This window comes from Demequina sediminis, assembly GCF_030296675.1.
GTDB lineage: Bacteria > Actinomycetota > Actinomycetes > Actinomycetales > Demequinaceae > Demequina > Demequina sediminis.
In genome coordinates, this window is the sequence record NZ_AP027736.1 from 2,560,296 (window position 1) to 2,583,951 (window position 23,656).

Sequence of the window (23,656 nt, forward strand, 5' to 3'; positions counted from 1 at the left end):
ATGGCCATCTTCCTCACCGCAGACTCCAAGGTCGTCGTCCAGGGCATGACCGGCTCGGAGGGCATGAAGCACACCACGCGCATGCTCGCCTCGGGCACGCAGATCGTGGGCGGCGTCAACCCGCGCAAGGCCGGCGAGCAGGTCGACTTCCCCGGCGACGTCACGATTCCCGTATTCGGCTCGGTCGCCGATGCCATGGCCGCGACGGGCGCCGACGTCTCGGTGGTCTTCGTGCCGCCCGCCTTCACCAAGGCGGCGGTCATCGAGGCCGTCGACGCCGGCATGCCGCTCATCGTCATCATCACCGAGGGCGTTCCCGTCGCCGACACCGCGGAGTTCTTCGCGTACGCGCAGTCCAAGGGCACGCGGCTCATCGGCCCCAACTGCCCCGGCCTCATCACGCCCGGCCAGTCGAACGTGGGCATCACCCCCGCGACCATCACCGGACCCGGACGGATCGGCCTCGTGTCGAAGTCCGGCACGCTGACCTATCAGATGCTGTTCGAACTGCGCGACCTGGGCTTCTCGACCGCCGTCGGAATCGGTGGCGACCCGATCGTGGGCACCACCCACATCGACTGCCTCGAGGCCTTCGAGAACGACCCAGACACCGCGGCGATCGTGATGATCGGCGAGATCGGCGGCGACGCCGAGGAGCGCGCGGCCGCCTACATCAAGGAGCACGTGACCAAGCCCGTGGTGGGCTACGTCGCGGGCTTCGAGGCGCCCGAGGGCAAGACGATGGGCCACGCCGGCGCGATCGTGTCCGGCTCTGCGGGCACCGCCCAGGCCAAGAAGGAGGCACTCGAGGCCGCCGGCGTCAAGGTCGGCAAGACCCCGTCTGAGACGGCGCGCCTCATGCGGGAGATCCTCACCGCTTCCTGACAGTCTCCGTCCACCTGACACATGGGTGCTCGAACGGCGCGGTACTCGAGCACCCATGTGTCAGTCAGGGGTGTCAGTCAGGGTCTGGGCCGGCGCGTCGCGAGGACTCGCAGCAGCATCTCCCGGCACCACTCGGGCCGCTCGCGCAGGTCCCGAAACGAAAACCTGACGGTGTGCCAGCCTTCGGATGCGAACTCGACGTCCCTGGTGCGATCACTGTCGACGGCAGTGCGCGACGAGTGATAGCCCGCGCCGTCGAGCTCGATCACCACGCGGCGCGCGCGGTGCAGCGAATCTGCGGTCCGGTCCCGTCCGGCGATCCGCATTGCGACGTGCCATTCGAGGTCGCGGAAGCGCTGGCCCGTGAAGACTTCGCGCCTCGCCATCACCTCCGAAGGAGACGTCGCACCGTCCAAGAAGTCGCCCATGATGGCATCGAAATGCGCACGGTCGGGTAGGCGACGCCGGCGCGCGGCTTCCGAAATCAGTCGCCTCGCGCCCACGATCTTCAGCCACAACGCCTGGTAGAGAATGTCCTTGCGGCGGTGCGCTGGGGCTCGGGCCCACGCGTCGAGCAGGGCGTCCTCGGCTGCCAGGCACGGCACCATTCGAAAGGTGGACCTGGTGCGAGGCATAGGGCGTCGGCTGAGGTCCAGCCACGAAGGCGGGCGCGCATTCCAGTGCGGCGGCCCGATTGCTCTCACTCTTGCCGGGGCGGCGAAGCGTGGATTCGCAAGGTGAAGGGCGGACTCTCCGCCGATGAGTATCCGGCCCTTGCTCCACACTCGCACGGCGGCGCACCGTACGCGATGGTCCAGCGCGAGGTCTCCCGCGACGTAGATCCCTGGCAGCACCGAGACCAGTTCGCTGTGCGCGACTGCTGACTCGAGTCCGCGGCGCCCGATGGCGGCGAGAACCTCGGCGCGCGTCAGCGCCGGCTCGAAAGGCCCGTGGAGGCGCGCGAGGAGCTCCTCGATTGCGCGCGAGACGCGAGCGTGACGGGTCATGCGTCATGGTCCGTCGCGGGGCTCGGCGCGTGCAGGTGACCGCGAGAATCTGTGGACAGCGACGTCACCCCGCGCCCCGCTGACACAACAGTGTCCAGAACGCTGCGAAATCGGGCACCCACGTGTCAGCGAGACGGGGTAGGGGGCGACGGAGCGGACGGGGCAGCAGGACGCGGTCCGGACCCCGCGCGCCGGTCCGCCGCATTGCGACCGCGCCGCGCGACCATGGATGCCATGCCCTTCGACCCGCCGCGCCCGGCATCAACCCCGCGCCCGGACCCCGCGCCGCGCAGTTCGCGTCCCGCTCGCGCGCCGCGCGCCGTGCGCCGTGCGATCAGTCGCATGCGTGAGGCGCTGCCCGGGTGGGCCGGCGGTGTCCTCACGGGGCTGCAGGGCGTGCTGTTGTCCTATCTCGTGGTGCTCGCCCCCGCGCTCGCGGCGGTCGCGGGCGCGCCGAGCCTCGACGGCTCGGCCGCGGTCGATTGGTCGGGTGCCGCGACCGTGGCGACCCGCCTGTGGCTGCTCGGGCACGGCGTTCCGGTTCCGGCGGGTGACGGCGTCGTGTCGCTCGTGCCGCTGGGCATGGTGCTGTTGAGCGGCGCGATCCTCGCGTCCGTCGCGCGCCGCTTCGCGGTCAAGACGTGGACCAGCTGGGGACTCGCCGTCGCGGCCTTTGCCGGGGGTGCTGGGGTGATTGCGGGGCTGGCGACCGCCGCGACCGACTCGACCACGGCATCGGTCCTGCGGGCCACGACCGTGGGCGCGCTGATCGCCGCGCCGGCGGTGGCGATCGGGATCTGGCGCGCATACGGCGCGCGCCTCGAGATGCTCGACCGCATCCCCGCGACGATCCGTGCGGGGCTGCGCCTGGGCCTTGCGACGCTCGCCCTGGTGCTCCTGCTGGCCGCGGCAGCCGGAACTGCGTGGGCGGTGCTGGGGATGGACCGCGTCGCATCCACGGCGACCGGCCTCGCGATGGACCCGCTGGGCGCGGGCGCGCTCGCGCTGGGCGAGGTGCTCTACGTGCCCACGCTCGCGTGCTGGATGGTCGCGTGGGTGATCGGTCCCGGCTTCGTGGTGGGCACAGGGTCGCTGTACGCGCCCGACACCCTGACGGAGGCCGCGCTGCCGCAGCTACCCCTGCTCGGCGCGCTGCCGTCGGGCTCCGGTGGATGGTGGGTATGGGCACCGGCGGTTGTGGCGGCACTCTCGGCGCTCGCGTTCGCGCTGCTCCACCGACGCGTGGGCCGTGGGTGGGCCGGGGCACGCGCGGCGGGCACCGCCGTCGCGGTGGTCGCCGCGGGTCTCGCTGTGCTCACGATGGTGTCGCGCGGGTCGATTGGCCCCGGGGCGCTCGCGGTCGCTGGCGCCGAGGTCGTGCCCGTCACGATCGTGGGAACCGCCCTGGTCGCGGGTGGCTACGCCGCGGTGTGGGGCGCACGCGAGGGGTGGCGGTGGCTGCGCTCTCGCGGGAATGATGCCGGTCGCACGGAAGATGCCGGTCGCGCCGGTGAGGATGCCGTGGGTCAGGGCGAGGTGTCGGCGGGCGGGGTGAGGCCCCAGCGCTCGAGCAGGTTGATGTAGGCCTGCGGGAGTCTCGAGCGTTCGCGAGGGCGCCTGGCGCTGAAGTTGACCCCGTTTCCCGGACAGGTAGTTGGTTGGTCATGCGGCCAGCGCGAGCTGGCGGCGTTCGTACTCTAGCGGGCTGAGGTAGCCCAGGGCGCTGTGGCGTCGGCGGGCGTTGTACCAGCCGTCGATCCAGGTGTAGGAGCCTCGCCGGGCATCCTCGATGGTCGCGAAGACGTGCCGGTGGTAGTACTCGTTTTTGAACACCGACCAGAACGACTCGGCCGGGGCGTTATCCCAACACACGCCGGTGCGGCCCATCGATCGCAGCAGTCCGAGTTCCTTGGCGGCAGCGGCGATCTGTGCGCTGGTGTATTGGACGCCGCGGTCGGCGTGGAAGACGACCTTGCCGGCCAGGTCGCCGCGCAGGGCCACGGCCTGGCGCAGCGCGGCCTCGACCACGTCGGTGTGCAGCGAGTCGGCGACGGCCCGACCCAGGACCCTGCGGGTGTGTCCATCGCGCACGACGCACAGGTACGCCCAGCCCTCACCGGTGCGCAGATACGTGATGTCGGACAGCCACACGCAGTCACGTGCGCCGGTGTCGAAAGCGCGCTCGACAAGGTCAGGCACGGGGAACGGGTCGGCACCACGCACCGTGGTCGGCGGATGCCACGTGCGCGGGCTGATCCCTGCGATACCAGCGTCTTTCATCAACGACGCGACCTTCTTGCGTGACACCGCCACACCCTCGTCGCGCAGGTCCGCCCGGATGCGCGGGGCCCCATAGGTGCCAGCCGACGCATCGTGGAACGCGCGGATCTGAGCCGTGAGATCGGCATCGCGTTGCTCGCGCGCGGAGGGCCCTGCGGCCTGCCTGGCCCGCCACTCGTAGTAGCGGCGACGGTCCACGCCAAGCAGGTCGCACATGCGGGTGACCGGGTAGTTGGCCTTCTCCGCCTCGATCAGCGCGAACCGTTCCTCCGGTCGTGCTTCGAGGCGAAGAAGGCCGCCGCTTTTCCCAAGAACTCGTTATCCATCCGCAGCTCGGCAACCTCGCGCCTGAGCCGATCGAGCTCGGCCCGCTCGTCGACATCCAACGGCCGCTCACCCCCGCCCGACCGTGCCCGCTCGGCCGCGACCCAGCGCCCCAACAAGGCCTCACCCACGCCGATCTCACGCGCCACCGCGACGATCGTGCGCCCGGTATCGATCACCAGCCGCGCAGCCTCACGCCGATACTCCGGCGTATACGTCTTCCTCTTCTTCGTGCCCATCACGGACATCCTCCCCGACAGGCACTCGCTCACGCGAAACCCGTCTGGTCAGTGTCCGGAATCCGGGGTCAACCCCACGCTGCCGTACCGCGTCGTTGGCATGAAGCGAGTGTGACATATTGCACTCCGTGTTGCCTTGCGACGGGTGGTGTCTGTCCTGGTAGAAATGGCGCAGCTCACGAGTGGGGTTGCCTGGGGAGGTGGCTACGGAGCGGCGGTTGGCGTGGTGTCAGTTCCGCTGTTGCTGGCTTCTTTCTGTCTGGGGTTGGTCGTCTTGATCCTGTCTGGTGGGCGTGTGCGGATGTCGGATCCGTGGTCCTTGTCGTTCCGGTTGGCGTCTATGTTGACGGCCGGGGCGTTGTGTGTCGTGGCAGTCACTGAGGCGGGCCCGGCCGCAGCGGCTGTGATCGAGGAGTCCGCGACGGATTGGACTGTGGCTGGTGCGTCTGGTGGTTTGACTGCGCCTGATGCTGTGTCGGCTTCGGTGTTGGCGCGGGTGCGTGGTGAGGCTGTTGAGGATGTGTCTCAGCGCACCGAGTCGTCGCAGACGTTCGCTCTTCCTGATGGTCAGTGGCGTTCGGATATGTCGAGTGGTCCGGAGTGGGTGGCGACGGGTGAGGATCCGTCGACGGAGGCTGGCTGGGAGCGTGTGGACACGCAGCTGGTGCGTTACAGCGATGGTTCGTATCGTCCGGTCGCGCATCCGGGTGATCTGGTGTTCTCCGGCGGGGGCAATGGGCGTGTCGACGTGGTCGCGGGTGTCGACGCTGAGGGGCAGCCGTTCACGTTGTCGTGGGAGGGGACTGTTCCGGCTCCGGTGGTTGAGGCTGACGCGATCCGCTATGTGGATGTGCTCCCTGGTATTGACTTGGTGTTCTATGTCACCGCTACGGGCTATGAGCAGTTCTTCGTGGCACATGACGCCGACGCTTTGGAGCGGGCCGAGCGGTTGACGTTGACGGTGGCCAGCCCTGACGGTGATTTGCGCAAGGCGCGCGAGGAAGTGGTGGTGCGTGGCAGTGAGGGCGACGTGGTCGCCCAGGTCTCTGATGTTGCGGTGTGGGATGCGCACTCCGATGAGCGGCGTATGGTGCCGGTGGCGTCCATGGCTGCCGATGACGCGACACAGGCAAGTTCGGAGCCTGTGGTGGCCGCGAGCGTAACCGCGGTCGCGGATCTGAACGTTCCTCCGACGGAGATTGAGGTTCCTGCCGCGGTGGCGGTGACGGATGGTGTCGCGACCATCAGTGTCGACGCCGACGATGTGCCGTTCTCTGATGGTGACGCGTTCCCTGTGGTGATTGATCCGTCCGTGAACTTGTCGTTGACCTTTGACACGTACGTGTCGAATGCGTCGACGGTGGATAAGTCGTCCGAGACTGAGTTGCGGGTGGGGACGTGGGACTCGGGGGCTTCGAAGTACCGCTCGTATCTGAACGTGAACGTGTCGCCGATTCTGGGCAAGAAGGTCACGTCGGCGACGTTGAAGCTGTACAACTGGCATTCGTGGTCGTGCACGGCACGCAACTGGGAGGTGTGGTCGACGTCGACCACGTCGACCGCGACGCGATGGTCGAACATGCCTGCGATGTCGGTGAAGTACGACACGGTGTCTTCTACGAAGGGCTACTCGTCGTCCTGCAGTGACGGCTGGGTCAGCGCTGATGTGACCACGATGGCGCAGAACTGGTCGACGGGAACGGTCACTGCCAAGGGCATTGGTGTGAAGGCGTCCTCGGAGACGGACAACTCGTATTGGAAGCGGTTCTACTCGGGTAACTCGGCATCGAACAAGCCGGTGCTGTCCGTGACGTATAACTCGTACCCGAACACGCCGATGGGTGTGAAGGTCAACGCAAGTGCACCGGTGGCGGGTTCGACGGTGTACACCAACGATCCGACCCCGACGTTCTCGGTGACGGTGTCTGATCCTGATGGCGGCAACGTGAAGGGCAAGTTCTCCTTCAATGGTGCAACAGCAGTGTCGGGCTCCACGGTGGCTAGCGGTGCGGTGTCCTCGTACACGCTTCCCACGCAGGCCAACGGGTCCTCGCGCACAGTCAAGGTGTGGGCCAACGACGGCTCGCTTGATTCCAAGGCGTCGTCGAACCCGACATGGTCGGTCGTTGTGGACACCGTCGCACCCGGCGCCACCACCATCAGCTCGGCGCAGGTGAGCCACGGGCAGTGGCTTGAAACTCCTCCGGCATCAATCAGCGCCTCACTGGCCGCGACCGATGCAGTGAAGTTCGAGTACAAGGTCGATGGCGGGACCGTGAAGACGGTGAACGCCACCTCGGGCAGCGCGATCGTGACCGGCCTGCCGCGCACGAACGGTGGTCACAAGGTCGAGGCGCGTGCGATCGACCGCGCCGGCAACACCAGCGCGTGGAAGACCCTCGAGTACGGCATCGGAACGGTCGGGATTACCTCCCCGACTGCGGCCTATAAGACCACCGACAAGGTCAAGATCTCCGCTGATGCCCCTCCAGGAGCCAACGGCACGGTCAAGCGTGCTGTGTACTGGCGTGCGGGCGGCACGGCGAATGGTGCCGGGTACTCGGACGCGACCGGGTCAACGGACGGTTGGGAGAAGATCGCTGACCTACCAGACGCCACCGCCGGGTCTAGCGCCAAGGCTGACTACACATGGAATGCCGCCGCCACCGCAGCAAGCGCGGGCAAGGAGCGCGTTCCTTTCCTGATGGAGGTGCAGGTGTGCTTCACCTACACCTACACCAACGATGTGCTCTGTACCTGGCGTGACGACCCCGCGACGCATCCCTCGGTACTACGAATTCCGCATGCGTTTGGGAACAACTTCCCTGTGGCGGATGCTGGTCCGGGCCAGGTCTCGCTCTGGACGGGTGAGTTCCACGCCGGCGCGACGGATGCGGCCGTGCCTGGGTACATGGACACTCTCTCGGTGTCAAGGAACTATCTGACGTTCGGCGACGGAGGAGCATCGTCGGTGTTCGGTCCGGGTTGGATCGCGTCTTTCGACGGGCCGAGCGTGGGCGCGGCAGGTATGCGTGTGATCGACAACACCGGCGTCGATGGCACGATCGCTTTCGAGGACGGAACAGGTAGCTACTTCACGTTCCGGGAGCCCAGCGCGGGAATCGTCGCACGCGAGATCGGGGCCTATGCGCCGCTCGATCGCGCCACCATTGCGTCTGGCGCCCAGCTTACTCTTACTGGTTCCGGTACCGCGGCACGCCTGGTCCTGACCGATGGCAACGTGTCGACGACGTGGTCGTATATGGCGAGCGGGGAGTGGAAGCCGCTGTACGTCGACAAGCAGGTGTCCGCAACAGCTGTGCTGCGGACCACCTACACGTATGACGCGCTGGGACGGGTGGAGTCGATCGTTGCCCCCGCGCCCGAGGGAGTCGACTGTTCGACTGTGTCGAGTGCCGGGTGCCGTGCACTCGAGATGACCTACTACACGGCCATGGACGCCGCGACGGGCGCCTACACGGGACGCATCGCGTCGATCGGGTACCGCGCCTGGGACCCCGACCTCGAAGCCATGCGTACCGACGCTGTCGTCGCCTACACCTACGATTCGTCAGGGCGACTGGCACGTGCCATCGACCCGCGCTCGGGCCTGGGCACGACGTACGGGTACACCATGTCCGGCGGAGTGTTGCTACTGACCCTCGTCGCCGAGAGCGGTCTCGCGCCGTGGACTATCGAGTATGGGACATCGACCCAAGGTGCGTCGTCCGTGCTGCGTGTCACGCGCAAGCACTGGGACGGAACGCAGGCTGACGTCCCGGTCGCACGATTCGTGTACGGCATCGACACGGCCAACCCGCCCGCGGCAAGCCCCGACATCCGGTCCGCCGCCACGGCGTGGACCAGTGAGCAGACGGCGACTACCGGGTTTGCAGTATTCGGCCAGGGCCACGACCCGGGTGGCTCGACCGTGGCAAGCGTCGACTCCAACGAGTGGCTCAACGCCTCGGTCACCTTCACCGACGCCCACGGCCGGGTGGTCAACACTGCCAACTACGGCGCTGGTGCCTGGCAGTACACCGCTAGCGACTACGACGACAACGACAACGTCGAGGGATCCCTCGACGTTTCGGGCACCACGACTGTGGCCAGCCAGGTTACCGAGACGGCGCCGACTGTCGATTATGACAATGTTCAGTCCGCCTCGACCCGCACGGAATACAACGACTCCGGCACCCGGATCACCGACATCTGGACCCCGCAAGCTTACGGCGCGACCACCCACATCCATTACACCTACGCCGACGAGAACCCGGTCGAGGCAGAACGACCGCTCGCGGGAGCGGTACCCAACCTCGTATGGAAGACAGACATCACGTCCGAGAGGGGAAACTCCAGCTCTGTTATCAGCACGTACACCATGACCTACGCGGGCACCGCATGGTTTACTGGCGTGCCCTCCACCGTCACCACCACCGGAGCAGACACGGCCGAGAGCCTCTCGGCGGTCACAGGCTTCGACGCTCTCGGACGCCCCGTCCTCAGCCAAGAAGCTGGGTCCACCGGCGCAGATGCTGGCACTACCCACACGGTCTACTACACGGCCGGCGCCAATGACCTCGACACGGCCTGCGGCAACCAGCCCGCGTGGGCTGGCGAGATCTGTGTCACGAAGTCGCTCGCCGATCTCCCGCTGACCCGCATGACCCGGTACTCGATGTACCTCGATCCTGAAACGATCGTTGAAGGCGTCGGGAACGCCACACGGACCACGACGACGAGCTACCTCCTCGACGGACGGCTTGAGTCCACATCAGTTGCCACTATGGGCTTTCCGGGCTCCACGCCGCTACCCTCAACCTGGCACACGTACGACAGCACTACCGGACTGCAGACGAAGACAACGTCGGGATCGACCGCCGGGCCCGGCGTGCGTACGACCTACGACACCTGGGGACGCGTCCAGAACTACGTCGACACCGACGGCGCAACTACCGTCACCACCTACGACATGTTCGGCAATGTTGGCAGCATCGACGACGGACTTCAGGTCACCACCTACACCTACGACGGTACCGATGCCAACGGCCTCGTCGAGCGCCGCGGACTGGTCACCGGCAAGGTCGTGACCAGTAGCGATGGGCAATCCTCGTATGCCTTCGCGGCAGCCTACGACGCAATGGGACGCCTGACGCGACAGACCATGCCTGGAGAAATCGTCCAGTTGACCACCTACAGCGACGCCGGCCACGTCGCTGAACTCTCCTACGCCTTCGTCACTGACGACGGGGAGACGCCTCTGCTGACCTGGTCAGCCGACTATGACGCTGCGGGCCGAATGACCGCAGAGTCAACACCAGCGACGGGACTCGATCCTGACCACGTCACGGGATTCGGACGCACCTACGCCTACGACGCGTTCGGGCGTCTCGTGACCGTCCAAGATCAGAGCCTGCTCTACGCAGATCCTGCGGATACAAGTGGCATCACACCATGCGTCACCCGGTCCTACACCTTCGACACGCGTGGCCACCGCCTCGCGCGAAACACCGCAATCTCCGACACCGCCAACGTATGTCCCGCCGTAGGAACCGGGACATCCGAGACCTGGACCTACGACAACAAGGACCGTGTCCAAACCGGCGCGAATGGGACCGGGTCGTACGTCTACGACCTATTCGGTCGTCAAACCACGATCCCAGCGGTCGACACTGCTGGGGGCGTCGCTGCGGGTGACATCACGCTGGGCTACTACGACAACGACCTCGCCCACGCGGTCAGCCAGGCAGGCGTGACGACAACCTACAGTCTCGATGCCGCACAGCGACGCTCGATCGCGACCACCGTGTCAGGTGCTGGAACGTCGACGCTAGTGCGCCACTATGCCGATGGCTCCGACAACCCCGCTTGGGCCGTCGAGACCGACGTCAGTGGTGCGACGACCACAACATGGTATGGGTCCGCGATTGAGGGCGGACTCGGCCTGACGGTGTCCAGCGAAGTCGCGTCACTTCAACTTGCGGACTTGCGCGGCGACATCGCGCTGCCGCTTACAATCGCCGCCGATGGGGCGGTGACAGGGGTCGGCGCGTACTCCGACTACGACGAGTACGGTCGCCTCCTCGCCGGCAACGTCGCAGCGGCAACGGGTGCAATCACCTACGGCTGGCTGGGATCGCATGAGCGTGCGGCCGACAGCTTCGGACTCACCCTCATGGGCGTGCGCCTCTACAATGCGCAGACCGGTCTGTTCACTTCCGTTGATCCGGTTGTGGGTGGGAATGAGACCGTCTACGGGTATCCAGCAGATCCAATCAACAAACTAGACACCACCGGCGCACTAAGCGCATGGGCCAAGGCCGGGTTGTGGGCGGCCGCCCTTGTCATTGCGGGCGGTGCGCAGGTCTTCTGCACAGCGTCGATTGCCCTGCGCCCAGTGTGCACAGGCTTTTTCACCGGAGTGTCGAGCATTCTCAAGGCCCTTGCGGACAACAACGGTACCCTGACAACCAAGCAAATCGTGAGCGCCTTCATGAAAGGTTTCGTCGCGGGCGCCTTCTTAGGAGCGAGCAAAGTCGTACTGGTTCGATTCATGAAAAGCTCGCTCGGTAAGCGGGCAAGTGATTGGATTTTGCGTAAGGGCAGGGGTGGCCGTATGGAGCCAGCCATCAACAAGTTCTTTCAGTGGCTATGGTACTAGAAAAGTGGTTATCAATGAGGCGAGCGTTGACCTGGGCGTGGGTAGCAACGGTCTATATCGGCTGCGTCGTGGTGGTCATATCAATCCCGCCGTTGTCGGGACATTCCTTCTGGAGAATCGTAGCCGTGTTCGCGCTCGGTGCCCCGGCGCTAATTGTGGCGCGGCGATTTGATGGCCGTGCCCGTGGGGACCGGCGAGGGCTGCCCCTGCCCGTTGTTGGGCTCGACGGCGGGGAGTGGGCTCTACATCTTGATGGCATCCCGGAAGGCGGCGGTGAGCGAGTCGAGATCATGCGTTACCTGATGCAGTCTCATGGCGTCTCAGTGAGCGCAGCGAAGGGTGCGGCGTTCGCAGAGAGTTTTCCTGTGGTGATTGCGGCTGGTGCGAGCAGTGAAGTCGTTGGTGCGTTCGCGAAGGCCCTTCGCGAACTGGGGGCGAGCGTCTCCGTCCACCAGGGATGAACATTGCATTGGTGATGGCTCTAGCGGCTCCTCGCAGTTGACGGTGTAGCGCGTGGGGCGTGGTGAACGAACAGGTGACAGTCTGACCTGACCCACGGTTTGGTTACCAGTGGCAGTGTGTCGTTCAGGCTCGATTGCGAGGAGTCCGAACCATGCCAAAGCCCTACCCTTCCGAGTTTCGTCAGCGAGCTGTCGCGCCCGTGCGTGCCGGCAAGCCCGTCACCGTCGTTGCCCCGAGCCTAGGCATCAGCGAGGGGTGTTTGCGCAACTGGGTGCGTCAGGACCGGATCGATCATGACGAAATCGCCGGGACGACAACGACCGAGAACGCCGAGCTGAAGGCGGCCCGCAAGCGCATCCGCGAACTCGAACGTGAAGTCGAGATTCTGCGCGTCGCGGGCAAGCTCCTGGGAGAGGACAAGCCTCACCCAAAAGAGTCCACCCGGTGATCGACCTCCTCGTCGCCGTCGGGCACCCCCTGACTCGTGCCACCCTCGCCTCGGCGTACGGCTCGGGCCCGATGTACCTGGGGCTTCGTGTTGGGGTGGGGTGTGTGTCGGTCACTAGGAAGTCGGTTGTGGGAGTCTTCGGGGGTGGCTTCCCGGTTCGTGCGTAGGGTTCGCACCACGTCCGGCGCGGTCGCGGTGCAGATCATCACGCGCATCCCGGGTGAGGCCGACAGCATCGAGCATGTCGGGTCGGCCCACACGGATGCGGAGCTGGCGGTGTTGATGGCTCTGGCGCGTGACCGCGTCGCTCCTGGGCAGGGCGAGCTCGACCTGGGCGCGCTTGCTGCGGTGCCGGCGCGGATGGACGACATCGCGGACTGGACGGCCGCCAAGGTCGAAGCGGCCGACGCGGCTACGGGTGTGGGCCGGCCGGTGAAGGTCGCCGCGGGCGGGCGCACGGTCCGCACCTCTGCGACGGTGCTGTGGCGCGTGTTGACGGACGCGTACACGCGGCTGGGATTCGACGTCGTCGACGACGAGGCGTTCCGGGCGATGGTGCTGGCGCGGCTGATCGAGCCGACATCGAAGGCCGACACGGTGCGGGTCTTGGCGTCCGTGGGCGCGCCGCCGGTGGCGCTCAGAACGCTGTTCCGGTCGCTGCAACGCGTGAATGAGCGCGGCTACCGCGACCAGATCGCCCGTGCCTGCCTGGCCTACTCATTGAAGGCGACCGGTCCGGCGACGTTCGTGATGTACGACGTGACGACCCTGCATTTCGAGAACGACGACGAAGACACCCTGCGACGTGTGGGGATGTCCAAGGAACATCGCGTGGACCCGCAGGTCCAAGTCGGGCTCCTCGTCGACCAGGCCGGGGTGCCGCTCGAGATGCACCTGTTCGAAGGCAACAAGGCCGAGACCACCACCCTGATCCCGGTGCTGCACGCCTTCCAGACCCGTCACGGCATCGACGACATCGTCGTCGTCGCCGACGCCGGCATGCTGTCCGCCGGTAACCTCAACGCCCTCGAGGATGCGGGCTTGTCGTTCATCGTCGGGTCCCGTCTGACGAAAGCGCCCTACGATTTGGACGATCACTTCCACGCCCACGGCAACCACTTCACCGACGGGCAGATCCTCGAATCCACGCGCGTGATGGGCTCCGGGGCCGGCGCGCGTGAACGGCGGATCGTCTACCAGTGGTCGTTCAAACGCAACAAGAGGGACGACCGCAACATCAACCTCATGATCGCCAAGGCCGAAAGAATCGCCGCCGGACAGATGCCGCTACGCAAGACACGGTTCTTGAAGGTGTCCGGTGCGCGCAAAGAGCTCGACCAGGCCACCATCGACCGTGCCCGCCAACTGGCCGGCATCAAGGGCTACGTCACGAACATCCCACCCAAGATCATGCCTGGCAGCGCCATCATCGGCGCCTACCACGACCTGTGGAAGGTCGAGCAGTCATTCCGCATGACAAAGTCCGACCTGAAAGCCCGACCGGTCTTCCACCACAGGCGCGACGCGATCGAGGCGCACCTGACCGTCGTGTTCGCAGCCCTCGCCATCGCCCGCCACCTGCAAGCCGCCGGCGAGATGAGCATCAAGAAAATCATCACGACGCTGCGCGAGGTCCGCTCCTCCACCGTCAGCATCAACGGCGAGACCATCACCTTCGAAGCCGAGCTCGAAGAAGACGTCCAGGCACTACTCGATCGACTCGAATCCAGTCACTAGGGAGTGGCACGAGTCAGGTCAGGACCGGATCGATCATGACGAAATCGCCGGGACGACAACGACCGAGAACGCCGAGCTGAAGGCGGCCCGCAAGCGCATCCGCGAACTCGAACGTGAAGTCGAGATTCTGCGCGTCGCGGGCAAGCTCCTGGGAGAGGACAAGCCTCACCCAAAAGAGTCCACCCGGTGATCGACCTCCTCGTCGCCGTCGGGCACCCCGTCCTGACCTGCTGCCGCATCCTGGGCGTGTCCAAGCCTGGTTACTACCGCTACAAGCATCGCCCGACCTCCCCGACGAAGATGCGCCGCGAGTGGCTCTCCGGGCTCATCCGCGAGGTTCACCTCGCTTCCCGCGGCACGTGTGGCTACCGCAGAGTTCACGCCGAACTGACGATGGGAATGGACGTCTCAGTCAGCTCCAGGCTCGTGTTCACCTTGATGCACGACGCAGGCCTCTACGGACTCCCGGGACCGACACGGATCAAGCGGCTACGAGGCGTCGTGACCGCCGACGACCTCGTGAACCGCAAGTTCCACCGGATGAAGCCCAACGAGCTGTGGGTCACCGACGTGCGCTCCAACACAGGACGCGGGAAGGCTGGCTGTACTGCTGCTGCGTCCTGGACGCCTTGCGCCGCAAGATCGTCGGCTGGTCCATCGACTCCAGTGCCGACACCCGACTCGTACTGAACGCCCTCGACATGGCCATCAAGACCCTTGGGCCCCGCGCCCGGAGGTATCGTTCATGCCGACCACGGAGCCCAATTCACGTCCGGGGCTTGTCACGCAACCGCATCCGCGCCGCCGGCCTCATGCCCTCGTTCGGCACCGTCGGCGACGGGCTCGACAACGCGTGTGAATGGAATCGTTCTGGTCCTCGATGCAGATCGAACTGCTCGACCGTCAACGATGGAACACCCGCGTCGAGCTCGCCAACGCGATCTTCGAGTACATCGAGGTGTGGCACAACCGCGCTCGACGCCACTCGTCGATCGGATATCTCACGCCCGTCGACTTCGAACTACAGTCACAAAAGCACACCATCCCCGCCCGCACGGCACACCTGATCAGGTAACCAAACCGTGGGTCAGGTCAAGATGTCACCTATCCGTTCACCACGCCCACCGGCACCGTCCTCCTTTCGGCTCCTTGGTGCCGCTCTGGTTGACGATGCCGGTCGGCTTCATAGCGGCGTGCCTTGTGGGGGTGCCCCTCCCGCGCGGACGTGGCTCTTCCCGATTCGCACAAGAGTCCGTCAGTCGAGGGACACCGGGTTGCCGTGGGTCAGGACGAGGTGCCGGCGGGCGGGGTGAGGCCCCAGCGCTCGAGCAGGTCCATGTAGGCCTGCTCGTACTCCGCGATGCACTGGCGCTGCGCGGTCTGGGTGATCGCCCGCTCCTGGCACTGTGCGAGCTGCTCGACGGGCTCGCGCAGCACCACCAGCCCCAGCCCGTAGAGCAGCGCGATGACGGACACCCCGATCCCGACCCCGAGCATCACCTTGAGCGCCACGAGGCGCACCCCGCGCAGCATCACCAGCGCGGTGATCATGGCCGCCGCCGTGGCCGGCGCGACCACGAGCGACAGCAGTCCCCAGCGCGGACCGATCAGCAGCACGAGCATGGTGAGGGCGAGCAGGGCGAGGCTCCACTGGACCGCGCGGCGAGCGCCGGCGCCCACCTCGGGCGGGGCGTCGGGGGTCGGTGTCATGGTGCTCCCTCGGTCGGTGTGGACCCCAGCATGCCGATAGGCTCGGCGCTGTGACAAACGCACCCCGGTCCCGGCGTGTCGTCGTGCTCGCCTCCGGGACGGGATCGACCTTGCGTGCGGTGATCGAGGCGGCTCGCGAGGAGTCCTACGGCGCGCGCGTCGTGGGCGTGATCACGGACGTCGCGGACGCCGGCGCGCTCGACATCGCGCGCTCCGAGGGCATCCCCACCGCCGTGGTTCGCCTCGCGGACTTCGAGGACCGAGATCAGTGGGACGCCGCGATCGCGCGCACCCTCGCCACCTTCGACCCCGAGCTCGTGCTGCTCGCGGGCTTCATGCGAATCTTGGGGGCGCCCGTGCTCGAGCGCTTCGGGGGCCGCATCCTCAACACGCATCCGGCCCTGCTGCCCGCCTATCCCGGCGCGCACGGGGTGCGGGACGCCCTCGCGGGCGGCGCCAAGATCACGGGCTGCACCGTCATCCTGGTCGACGCCGGCGTGGACACCGGGCCCATCGTCGCTCAGGCGGCGATCGAGGTCCTCGACGACGACAACGAAGACACCCTTCATGCACGCATCAAGGAGGTCGAGCGGGGGCTGGTCGCCCGCACGCTCGGCCGCCTCGCGCGCGAAGGGTGGACCGTGACCGGCCGCTCCGTCCGCATCGGAGCCGCCATCCCCACCACCGAGGAGTCATCATGACCGAGCGTCAGCCCGTGCGCCGCGCCCTCATCTCCGTCTACGACAAGACCGGCATCGAGGAGCTCGCGACCGCCCTCACCCACGAGGGCGTGCAGATCGTGTCGACCGGCTCGACCGCGCAGCGCATCGCGTCCGCGGGAGTGCCCGTCACCCCCGTCGAGGAGCTCACCGGCTTCCCCGAGTGCCTCGACGGCCGCGTCAAGACGCTGCACCCGCGCGTCCACGCCGGCATCCTGGCCGACCGCCGTCTCGAGTCGCACCGCGCGCAGCTCGCGGAGCTCGAGATCGAGGCCTTCGACCTCGTGATCGTCAACCTCTACCCGTTCGCCGCGACCGTCGCGTCGGGCGCCGCTCCCGACGAGATCGTCGAGCAGATCGACATCGGCGGCCCCTCGATGGTGCGCGGCGCCGCCAAGAACCACGCGAGCGTCGCCGTGGTCGTGGACCCCGAGGACTACGAGGCGGTCGCCAACGCCGTGGGCCACGGCGGCTTCACGCTCGCGGACCGCACGCGGCTCGCGGTCAAGGCCTTCCGCCACACGGCCGACTACGACGTCCAGGTCGCGACGTGGATGACCACCCAGGCCCCCGACGACGACGCGACGGGCCTCGCGGGCTGGATCGGGGCATCGTTCACCCGCGAGACGGAGCTGCGCTACGGCGAGAACCCCCACCAGGCCGCGGCGTTGTACGCGGACGGCACGGGCGGCGGCATCGCCGGCGCGCGTCAGCTCCACGGCAAGGAGATGTCCTTCAACAACTACGTGGATGCCGATGCCGCGGTCCGCGCGGCGTATGACCACGCGCGCCCCGCTGTCGCGGTCATCAAGCACGCGACCCCGTGCGGGATCGCGGTCGCGGACAGCATCGCCGAGGCGCATGCCAAGGCGCACGCGACGGACCCCGTGAGCGCGTTCGGCGGCGTGATCGCCGCGAACGGCGTGGTGACGGCCGATGCCGCGCGTCAGATCGCGGAGATCTTCACCGAGGTGGTGGTCGCGCCCGCGTATGACGACGAGGCCGTCGAGATCCTCGCGAAGAAGAAGAACCTGCGCATCCTCGAGATCGACCCGGCCCCGCTCGACGTCGAGTGGCGTCGCGTCACCGGCGGCCTGCTCGTGCAGGCGGTTGACGCGATCGACGCGCCGGGAGACGCGCCCGAGTCGTGGACTCAGGTGGCGGGTCCCGCCGCCGACGCGGAACTGATCGCCGAGCTCGAGTTCGCGTGGCGCGCATGCCGCGCGGTCAAGTCGAACGCGATCCTGCTCGCCAAGGACGGCGCCGCCGTCGGAATCGGCATGGGGCAGGTCAACCGCGTCGACTCGTGCCGCCTCGCGGTCCAGCGCGCGGGGGATGACCGCGTCAAGGGTGCGGTCGCGGCATCGGACGCGTTCTTCCCGTTCGCCGACGGCCTGCAGGTGCTCGCCGAGGCCGGGGTGCGCGCGGTCGTGTCTCCCGGAGGGTCGGTGCGCGACCCCGAGGTCATCGCCGCCGCCGAGGCCGCGGGCGTGACGCTCTTCCACACCGGCACCCGGCACTTCTTCCACTAGGAGCGCTCATGAGCGACGGCCTCACCCCGCAGCGCCTTGCCGTGACGGTCACCGTCGCGGTGGTGCTCATCGCGCTGTCGGGACTCGTGATCGGCGTGGGCCCCGCGGTGATCCTGCTCGCGGTGTTCGCCGCCGCGGGCGCCGTCGCGCGCGTGGTGACGCCGGTGGGCCGCGCGTTCGCGGTGCGCAGGCGCGCGATTGACGTCGCGGTGCTCGCGATCCTCGCGATCGGGCTGGGCTTTCTGGGGGCGACCACCCCGCTGGGCTGAGTCCAACTGGGCTGAGGCCAGCGGGGCGGTCGCGACCCTGGTGGACGCTAGACCTCGTGGATCTCCTCGACCACCTCGATGACCTCGATGCGCTCGATGTCCTCCTCGGGGCCGAACGCCCTCACGAGCAGTCCGGCGATCGCGCCGCCGATCACGGGTGCGAGCCAGAACAGCCACAGCTGCTCGAGCGCCCAGGTCTCCGCGAACAGCGCGGCGCCGGTCGCGCGCGCCGGGTTGAGCGCGCCATTGGTGAACGGGATCGCGAACATCAGCAGCGCACCCAGCGTGAGTCCGATGGTGACGGGCGCGAGGTTCTTCACCGCGCGCACCGAGGTGGCGGCGAGGATCACGCCCACGAAGATCGCGGTCGCGATCACCTCGACGGCGAAGCCGGCGCCCCACGGGAACTGAGTGGGGGAGTGATCGGCAAAGCCGATCGCGACGGAGTTGACGATCGTGCGTGCGTCGGTGACCTGGGGGTTCGATCCCAGCAGCGCCCACAGCGTCGCGCCGGCGGCGCTCGCTCCCATGACCTGCGCGAGGATGTACGGCGCGACGTCACGGCCGGGGAAGCGCCCCGCGATCCACACGCCCACGCTGACGGCGGGGTTGAAGTGTCCGCCCGACACGCCGCCGAACATCACGATCATGGCCCACAGCGGGACCGCGAAGCCCAGCAGCACGAGCACCTTGGAGTCGGTGAAGACCGCCACGGTGAGCGCGAGCAGGATGAAGATGAAGGTGCCCACCGCCTCCGCGGTCATGCGGGCGACGAGTCCGGGACCGGACGTGTCCTCGACCCACACCTCCTCGGTGAGGTCCTCGGTGAACTCGATCTGGTCAGGAACCGCCTGCGTGTGTTCGTGTTCGAAAGGTGCGTTCGACATCGTTCCTCCTCGGTCGGGCGTGCCGCTACCCGGACGCTCACCCGCATCGTTCCACGCCACCCGTGCGAACGCGAGGGCGACGTGCCAGCGCGGGGCGTGACCGGGACGAAGGTCCCCGCGCACGTGGACTAGCCTGGTGCCACAACCCCGACGGTGTGAGGAAGACGCATGGCGAAGATCAAGGTCGAAGGCACGGTTGTCGAGCTCGACGGCGACGAGATGACGCGAATCATCTGGCAGTTCATCAAGGACCGCCTCATCCACCCGTACCTCGACATCGACCTCGAGTACTACGACCTGGGGATCGAGTCGCGCGACGCGACGGACGACCAGATCACGATCGACGCGGCGCACGCCATCAAGAAGCACGGCGTGGGTGTGAAGTGCGCGACCATCACGCCCGACGAGGCACGCGTCGAGGAGTTTGGCCTCAAGAAGATGTGGGTGAGCCCCAACGGCACCATCCGCAACATCCTGGGCGGAGTCGTGTTCCGCGAGCCGATCATCATCTCTAACATCCCGCGCCTGGTGCCCGGCTGGACCAAGCCCATCGTGATCGGGCGCCACGCGCACGGCGACCAGTACAAGGCCACCAACTTCAAGGTGCCCGGCGCCGGCACGGTGACGATCACCTTCACGCCCGACGACGGCTCCGCGCCCATCGAGCACCAGGTCGTGAAGATGCCCGAGGACGGCGGCGTCGTCATGGGCATGTACAACTTCAACAAGTCCATCGAGGACTTCGCGCGCGCGTCCTTCAGCTACGGGCTGCAGCGCGGCTACCCGGTCTACCTGTCGACCAAGAACACGATCCTCAAGCAGTACGACGGCGCATTCAAGGACATCTTCGCCGACGTCTTCGAGCGCGAGTTCAAGACGCAGTTCGACGCCGCCGGCATCACGTACGAGCACCGCCTGATCGACGACATGGTGGCCGCCGCCATGAAGTGGGAGGGCGGCTACGTGTGGGCGTGCAAGAACTACGACGGTGACGTGCAGTCCGACACGGTCGCGCAGGGATTCGGCTCGCTGGGCCTCATGACGTCGGTGCTCATGACGCCGGACGGCCGCACGGTCGAGGCCGAGGCCGCACACGGCACCGTGACCCGTCACTTCCGTCAGCACCAGGCGGGCAAGCCCACGTCGACCAACCCCATCGCGTCGATCTTCGCGTGGACCGGCGGCCTCAAGCACCGCGGCAAGCTCGACGGCACGCCCGAGGTCACCGGCTTCGCGACCACGCTCGAGGACGTCATCATCCGCACCGTCGAGTCGGGCGCGATGACCAAGGACCTCGCGGCGCTCGTGGGCCCCGACCAGGCCTGGCTGACCACCGAGGACTTCCTCGCGACGCTCGACACCAACCTCGCGGCGCGCCTCGCGTAGCCGCAGGGACCGTAGCCGCAGGGACGATGCCCGGGTGACCGGCGCATCGTCCCTTCCGGGCGGGGGATCCCCGCCCTTTCCCCACCCCATCACAAGGAGTCACGACGACGTGAGCACCACACCCGTTACCGTCACCGTCACCGGAGCGGCAGGCCAGATCGGCTATGCGCTCCTGTTCCGCATCGCGTCGGGCGCGATGCTCGGCCCCGACACGCCCGTGCGGCTGCGCCTGCTCGAGATCCCGCAGGCCGTCAAGGCCGCCGAGGGCACCGCGATGGAGCTCGACGACTGCGCCTTCCCGCTGCTGTCCGGCGTCGACATCTACGACTCGGCGGAGGCCGCGTTCGACAGCGTCAACGTCGCGCTGCTCGTGGGCGCGCGTCCCCGCGGCCCGGGCATGGAGCGCGGCGACCTGCTCGCTGCCAACGGCGGCATCTTCGGCCCCCAGGGTGCGGCGATCAACAAGGGCGCGGCCTCCGACGTGCGTGTCCTCGTGGTGGGCAACCCCGCGAACACCAACGCGCTCATCGCGGCGTCGCACGCGCCCGACGTCCCCGCCTCGCGATTCACCGCGATGATGCGGCTCGACCACAACCGCGCTCTCGCGCAGCTCGCCGCGCGCGCCGGCGTCGGGGTCGCCGCCGTCTCGAACGTCACGATCTGGGGCAACCACTCCGCAAAGCAGTACCCCGACATCGCTCACGCCGTGATCGGCGGGCGCCCCGCGCCGTCCGTGATCGCGGACGATGCGTGGGTGGCGGACACGTTTGTCCCCACCGTCGCGAAGCGTGGCGCCGCGATCATCGAGGCGCGCGGGGCATCGTCCGCAGCCTCCGCCGCGAATGCGGCCATCGACCACGTCCGCGACTGGGTGCTGGGGACTCCCGAGGGGTCGTGGACCTCGGTGGGACTGGTGTCAGATGGCTCGTACGGCGTCCCCGAGGGCCTCATCTCGGGCTTCCCGTGCGTCTCGCGCGACGGACAGTGGGAGATCGTGCAGGGGCTGTCCGTGTCGGAGTCCGCGCAGGCAGGCATCGACGTGTCCGTGGGTGAGCTGGTCGAGGAGCGCGACGCGGTGCGTGAGCTCGGGCTGATCTAGGTCGTCTTGCTGCGCGAGGGCCCTCGGGGGTAATTCCCGGGGGCCCTCGTCGCGTGTGGGGTCCGGTGCGGGCTCCGGCCTGGATCGCGGGCGGGTTCCGGCTCGGTCCGCTACTCGCGACGCGGGCAGCCCGAGACGCGGGCGATTCGCCGCACCACCCGCCATTCAGGCGATCGGCTACTCCGCGGCGTGGAGCGCGATCACGTGGCACCCCACACCATGTCGCGGCTCCGCCACACGCACGCGACCATGAGCGTCCCATGGCGCGCCGATTCCTCCGAGAAGCGACCACACGTGTCCCATGCGGAGTCCGGCGTGTGGCGGAGCCGCGCGAAACGGGGGAGTGAGGCTACTTGAAGACGATGGTGCGGTGGCCGTCGAGCAGCACGCGGTGCTCCGCGTGCCAGCGAACGGCCCGTGCCAGCGCGCGACGCTCGACGTCCGCGCCGATCGCGGTGAGCGACTCCGGCGTGTACGTGTGGTCGACGCGCTCGACGTCCTGCTCGATGATCGGGCCCTCGTCGAGGTCGCCCGTGACGTAGTGCGCGGTGGCGCCGATGAGCTTGACGCCGCGGTCGTGCGCCTGGAAGTACGGGCGCGCGCCCTTGAAGCTGGGCAGGAACGAGTGGTGGATGTTGATCGCGCGCCCGCGCAACGCGTCGGACAGTTCGGGGAGAGGATCTGCATGTAGCGCGCGAGCACCACGAGCTCGGCGTCCATGTCCTCGACGAGCGCGAGCAGCGCGCGCTCCGCGTCGGGCTTGGTGTCGGGCGTGACGGGGATGTGGTGGAACGGCTTGCCGTAGAACTCCGCCAGGTCGCGCAACGTCGGGTGGTTGCCCACCACCGCGACGATCTCGACGGGAAGCGTCTTCGCGCGCTCGCGGAAGAGGAGGTCGTTGACGCAGTGTGCGGCCTTGGACACCATCACGATCGTGCGCATGCGCCTGCCCGCGACGTCGAGACGCCACGTCATCTCGAAGCGCTCGCCCAGCTGGCCCAGCGCTGCCTCGAGCTCGGCGCGCGGCGCCGCGGAGGCGAACTCGACGCGCATGAAGAACAGCCCCGTGTCCGGGTCGCCGAACTGCTGAGACTCGGTGATGTTGCCGTCGTGGTCGGCGAGCACGCCGGAGACCGCGTGGACGATGCCTGGCCGGTCGGGGCAGGACAGGCTGAGGACCCAGGAGGACGCGTCGGTCATGGTGTCCTAGGTTAGCGGTCCGCGCACCCCTCCTCGGAGCGTCACGGACACCGGTCATCGTGCCGTCATGCCACGATAGGGGCATGAGCGAGGGCGACCAGATCCGGATCGACGTGGTGACCGTTGACGACGCGGGCGAGCTGCTGACCGTGCGGCGTGCCGCGTTCGTCTCCGAGGCGCAGGTGTTCAACGACCCGAACATCCCCGCGCTCACGCAGACGCTCGAGGAGTTGATCGTCGACCTGCAGTCCGAGGACGTCGTGACCTTGGGCGCGTGGAAGGGGCACCGGCTGATCGGCTCGATCCGCGTGGGCATCGAGGACGACAAGGCGACGATCGGACGCCTCGCGGTCGCCCCGGACCAGCAGGGGCACGGCATTGGGACCCAGCTGCTGTTCGCGGTGCTCGCGTACCTGCCCGAGAACACCCGCGAGGTGTGGGTCTTCACCGGTCAGAACTCGAAGCACAACATCTCGCTGTACAACAAGCACGGCTACGAGCACCAGTTCGACCAGGTCGCGGGCGACCTCACCTACGCCTACCTGCGCAAGGTGCTCGAGGCGGGGGCGATCGTCGACGACGCGGCGGACGAGGACAACGCCGTCCGCGGCGAGAACTGAGGAAGGACGATACGGGGGTGACCCTCGTTCTTACCCGCGAGATGCGCGGCTAGGCCGAGATTCGGGTAACGCAGGTGTTCCGCTGACATCGGTCTTGGGTTGTTTCCCGAACATGCACGTGCTACGTTCGCATAATTACGCGATTCCGCTGGCGGCGGATTCGGTCAATTACCCGAATCGTGGTGAGCGTC

At 67.5% G+C, this 23,656-nt stretch carries 16 protein-coding genes and 2 pseudogenes; 13 read left to right on the top strand and 5 right to left on the bottom strand.

The annotated features are described in order from the left end of the window. Entirely contained in the window at nt 1–885 is an 885-nt protein-coding gene (gene sucD / locus QUE44_RS13120; protein ID WP_286215098.1) for a succinate--CoA ligase subunit alpha, read from the top strand. Nucleotides 886–962: 77 nt separating this feature from the next. On the opposite strand, the gene QUE44_RS13125 is transcribed toward sucD, so the two are convergent. Beyond that, the gene (locus QUE44_RS13125; protein WP_286215100.1) at nt 963–1,493 is read right to left on the bottom strand and encodes an endonuclease domain-containing protein; all 531 of its coding nucleotides are present in this window, start codon (nt 1,491–1,493) and stop codon (nt 963–965) included. A gap of 741 nt (nt 1,494–2,234) precedes the next feature. Between QUE44_RS13125 and QUE44_RS13130 the strand changes: the two genes are divergently transcribed. Next, nucleotides 2,235–3,476: a cell division protein PerM gene (locus QUE44_RS13130; RefSeq protein ID WP_286215101.1), complete on the top strand. Its 1,242-nt coding sequence runs from the start codon at nt 2,235–2,237 to the stop codon at nt 3,474–3,476. 78 nt (nt 3,477–3,554) lie between these two features. On the opposite strand, the gene QUE44_RS13135 is transcribed toward QUE44_RS13130, so the two are convergent. Next, nucleotides 3,555–4,744, bottom strand: a protein-coding gene (locus QUE44_RS13135; protein ID WP_286216779.1) for an IS3 family transposase whose coding sequence is annotated in 2 segments (ribosomal slippage) — nt 3,555–4,468 and nt 4,468–4,744 — 1,191 coding nt in all. Because the reading frame shifts where the segments join, the coding sequence is not laid out codon by codon here. Nucleotides 4,745–5,102: 358 nt separating this feature from the next. Here QUE44_RS13135 and QUE44_RS13140 point away from each other — a divergent pair. The 5 genes and pseudogenes from QUE44_RS13140 to QUE44_RS13160 form a co-directional block, all read left to right on the top strand. After that, a complete protein-coding gene (locus QUE44_RS13140) occupies nt 5,103–11,396 on the top strand; it encodes a DNRLRE domain-containing protein (RefSeq protein ID WP_286215102.1) in 6,294 nt (2,097 codons plus the stop codon). Between the two features lie 125 nt (nt 11,397–11,521). Beyond that, nucleotides 11,522–11,857: a hypothetical protein gene (locus QUE44_RS13145; RefSeq protein ID WP_286215104.1), complete on the top strand. Its 336-nt coding sequence runs from the start codon at nt 11,522–11,524 to the stop codon at nt 11,855–11,857. 152 nt (nt 11,858–12,009) lie between these two features. Then, the gene (locus QUE44_RS13150) at nt 12,010–12,306 is read left to right on the top strand and encodes a transposase (protein WP_286215105.1); all 297 of its coding nucleotides are present in this window, start codon (nt 12,010–12,012) and stop codon (nt 12,304–12,306) included. Between the two features lie 144 nt (nt 12,307–12,450). After that, a complete protein-coding gene (locus QUE44_RS13155) occupies nt 12,451–14,043 on the top strand; it encodes an IS1634 family transposase (protein WP_425558048.1) in 1,593 nt (530 codons plus the stop codon). A 19-nt stretch (nt 14,044–14,062) separates the two neighbouring features. Then, nucleotides 14,063–15,118, top strand: a pseudogene (locus QUE44_RS13160) (IS3 family transposase); the annotation flags it as partial. A gap of 209 nt (nt 15,119–15,327) precedes the next feature. Here the strand turns inward: QUE44_RS13160 and QUE44_RS13165 are convergent. Next, on the bottom strand, nt 15,328–15,753 hold the full coding sequence (locus QUE44_RS13165) for a hypothetical protein (protein ID WP_286215109.1): 426 nt from the start codon (nt 15,751–15,753) through the stop codon (nt 15,328–15,330). Nucleotides 15,754–15,803: 50 nt separating this feature from the next. On the opposite strand from QUE44_RS13165, the gene purN reads away from it, so the two are divergent. The 3 genes from purN to QUE44_RS13180 are packed head-to-tail and all read left to right on the top strand — an operon-like array spanning nt 15,804 to nt 18,273. After that, on the top strand, nt 15,804–16,454 hold the full coding sequence (gene purN, locus QUE44_RS13170; RefSeq protein WP_286215112.1) for a phosphoribosylglycinamide formyltransferase: 651 nt from the start codon (nt 15,804–15,806) through the stop codon (nt 16,452–16,454). Then, nucleotides 16,451–18,004, top strand: coding sequence for a bifunctional phosphoribosylaminoimidazolecarboxamide formyltransferase/IMP cyclohydrolase (gene purH / locus QUE44_RS13175; protein ID WP_286215114.1), 1,554 nt, complete (start codon nt 16,451–16,453; stop codon nt 18,002–18,004). Before purN ends, purH begins: the two co-directional genes overlap by 4 nt. Nucleotides 18,005–18,012: 8 nt before the next feature. After that, entirely contained in the window at nt 18,013–18,273 is a 261-nt protein-coding gene (locus QUE44_RS13180) for a hypothetical protein (RefSeq protein WP_286215115.1), read from the top strand. Between the two features lie 47 nt (nt 18,274–18,320). Here QUE44_RS13180 and QUE44_RS13185 read toward each other — a convergent pair whose 3' ends face one another. Then, nucleotides 18,321–19,160, bottom strand: a complete 840-nt coding sequence (locus QUE44_RS13185) for an aquaporin (RefSeq protein WP_286215118.1) — start codon at nt 19,158–19,160, stop codon at nt 18,321–18,323. Nucleotides 19,161–19,328: 168 nt separating this feature from the next. Here QUE44_RS13185 and QUE44_RS13190 point away from each other — a divergent pair, with 168 nt between their 5' ends. Both QUE44_RS13190 and QUE44_RS13195 read left to right on the top strand, forming a co-directional pair. Then, nucleotides 19,329–20,546, top strand: a complete 1,218-nt coding sequence (locus tag QUE44_RS13190) for an NADP-dependent isocitrate dehydrogenase (protein ID WP_286215119.1) — start codon at nt 19,329–19,331, stop codon at nt 20,544–20,546. A 109-nt stretch (nt 20,547–20,655) separates the two neighbouring features. Next, complete coding sequence (locus QUE44_RS13195; protein WP_286215121.1) at nt 20,656–21,645, top strand: malate dehydrogenase; 990 nt, start codon at nt 20,656–20,658, stop codon at nt 21,643–21,645. A 349-nt stretch (nt 21,646–21,994) separates the two neighbouring features. On the opposite strand, the pseudogene purU reads toward QUE44_RS13195, so the two are convergent. After that, nucleotides 21,995–22,845, bottom strand: a pseudogene (gene purU / locus QUE44_RS13200) (formyltetrahydrofolate deformylase). Nucleotides 22,846–22,928: 83 nt separating this feature from the next. Here purU and QUE44_RS13205 point away from each other — a divergent pair. Then, on the top strand, nt 22,929–23,465 hold the full coding sequence (locus QUE44_RS13205) for a GNAT family N-acetyltransferase (protein ID WP_286215122.1): 537 nt from the start codon (nt 22,929–22,931) through the stop codon (nt 23,463–23,465). Nucleotides 23,466–23,656 lie beyond the last annotated feature (191 nt).

Excerpts from the sequence above, each read along its gene's own strand:
- sucD (WP_286215098.1), top strand. The coding sequence starts at position 1 with ATGGCCATCTTCCTCACCGCAGACTCCAAGGTCGTCGTCCAGGGCATG.
- QUE44_RS13125 (WP_286215100.1), bottom strand. The coding sequence starts at position 1,493 with ATGGTGCCGTGCCTGGCAGCCGAGGACGCCCTGCTCGACGCGTGGGCC.
- QUE44_RS13130 (WP_286215101.1), top strand. The coding sequence starts at position 2,235 with ATGCGTGAGGCGCTGCCCGGGTGGGCCGGCGGTGTCCTCACGGGGCTG.
- QUE44_RS13150 (WP_286215105.1), top strand. The coding sequence starts at position 12,010 with ATGCCAAAGCCCTACCCTTCCGAGTTTCGTCAGCGAGCTGTCGCGCCC.
- QUE44_RS13165 (WP_286215109.1), bottom strand. The coding sequence starts at position 15,753 with ATGACACCGACCCCCGACGCCCCGCCCGAGGTGGGCGCCGGCGCTCGC.
- purH (WP_286215114.1), top strand. The coding sequence starts at position 16,451 with ATGACCGAGCGTCAGCCCGTGCGCCGCGCCCTCATCTCCGTCTACGAC.
- QUE44_RS13180 (WP_286215115.1), top strand. The coding sequence starts at position 18,013 with ATGAGCGACGGCCTCACCCCGCAGCGCCTTGCCGTGACGGTCACCGTC.
- QUE44_RS13185 (WP_286215118.1), bottom strand. The coding sequence starts at position 19,160 with ATGTCGAACGCACCTTTCGAACACGAACACACGCAGGCGGTTCCTGAC.
- QUE44_RS13190 (WP_286215119.1), top strand. The coding sequence starts at position 19,329 with ATGGCGAAGATCAAGGTCGAAGGCACGGTTGTCGAGCTCGACGGCGAC.
- QUE44_RS13205 (WP_286215122.1), top strand. The coding sequence starts at position 22,929 with ATGAGCGAGGGCGACCAGATCCGGATCGACGTGGTGACCGTTGACGAC.